The following is a 1,433-nucleotide window of genomic DNA, read 5'->3' on the forward strand; positions in this document are numbered from 1 at the left end:
GGGCTGAGACGTGATGCCGAGCCGTTTTTGGTGAAGTGAGTGATCCCATGCTGTCGAGAAAAGCCTCTAGCGAGTTCGTGTGTGGCCAGTACCCTAAACCGACGCAGGTGGTCAGGTAGAGAATACCGAGGCGTTCGGGTGAACCATGGTTAAGGAACTCGGCAAATTGTCCCCGTAACTTTGGGAGAAGGGGAGCCCTGTCTGGTGAAGGAACTTGCTTCTGGAGCTGGGTGGGGTCGCAGATAGCGGGGGGAAGCGACTGTTTATTAAAAACACAGGTCCGTGCGAAGTCGTAAGACGCTGTATACGGACTGACGCCTGCCCGGTGCTGGAACGTTAAGAGGACTGGTTAGTTGGGGTTCGCCCTGGCGAAGCTGGGAATCTAAGCGCCAGTAAACGGCGGTGGTAACTATAACCATCCTAAGGTAGCGAAATTCCTTGTCGGGTAAGTTCCGACCTGCACGAATGGCGTAACGACTTCCCCACTGTCTCAACCATGGGCCCGGTGAAATTGCACTACGAGTAAAGATGCTCGTTTCGCGCAGCAGGACGGAAAGACCCCGGGACCTTCACTATAGCTTGACATTGGTGTTTGGGATGGTTTGTGTAGGATAGGTGGGAGCCGGTGAAGCTGTCACGCTAGTGGCGGTGGAGGCGTTGGTGAAATACCACTCTGACTGTTTCGGGCATCTAACCTTGGGCCGTGATCCGGTTCGGGGACAGTGTCTGGTGGGTAGTTTAACTGGGGCGGTTGCCTCCTAAAGAGTAACGGAGGCGCCCAAAGGTTCCCTCAGCCTGGTTGGTAATCAGGTGTTGAGTGTAAGTGCACAAGGGAGCTTGACTGTGAGACGGACGTGTCGAGCAGGAGCGAAAGCTGGGACTAGTGATCCGGCACCGGCGTGTGGAAGCGGTGTCGCTCAACGGCTAAAAGGTACCCCGGGGATAACAGGCTGATCTTCCCCAAGAGTCCGTATCGACGGGATGGTTTGGCACCTCGATGTCGGCTCGTCGCATCCTGGGGCTGGAGTTGGTCCCAAGGGTTGGGCTGTTCGCCCATTAAAGCGGCACGCGAGCTGGGTTTAGAACGTCGTGAGACAGTTCGGTCCCTATCCGCTGTGCGCGTTGGAGACTTGAGAAGGGCTGTCCCTAGTACGAGAGGACCGGGACGGACGAACCTCTGGTGTGCCAGTTGTCCTGCCAAGGGCATGGCTGGTTGGCTACGTTCGGGAGGGATAACCGCTGAAAGCATCTAAGCGGGAAGCTTGCTTCGAGATGAGGTCTCCTGCCTCCTGTGAGAGGGTAAGGCTCCCTAGAGACGATGGGGTTGATAGGCCGGGTGTGGAAGCCTTGTGAGGGGTGGAGCTGACCGGTACTAATAGGCCGAGGGCTTGTCCGCTGCAGATAATTGGATGTTCGCGCACACTGTTTCACAT

General features: G+C 56.5%; 1 rRNA gene. It reads left to right on the forward strand.

What is annotated here, in order from left to right:
• Positions 1 to 1,396 (forward strand): 23S ribosomal RNA (locus tag AB0I72_RS28355); the annotation flags it as partial.
• Positions 1,397 to 1,433 lie beyond the last annotated feature (37 nt).

Origin of the sequence: Nocardiopsis sp. NPDC049922 (assembly GCF_040660275.1) — a bacterium.
Taxonomy (GTDB): domain Bacteria; phylum Actinomycetota; class Actinomycetes; order Streptosporangiales; family Streptosporangiaceae; genus Nocardiopsis.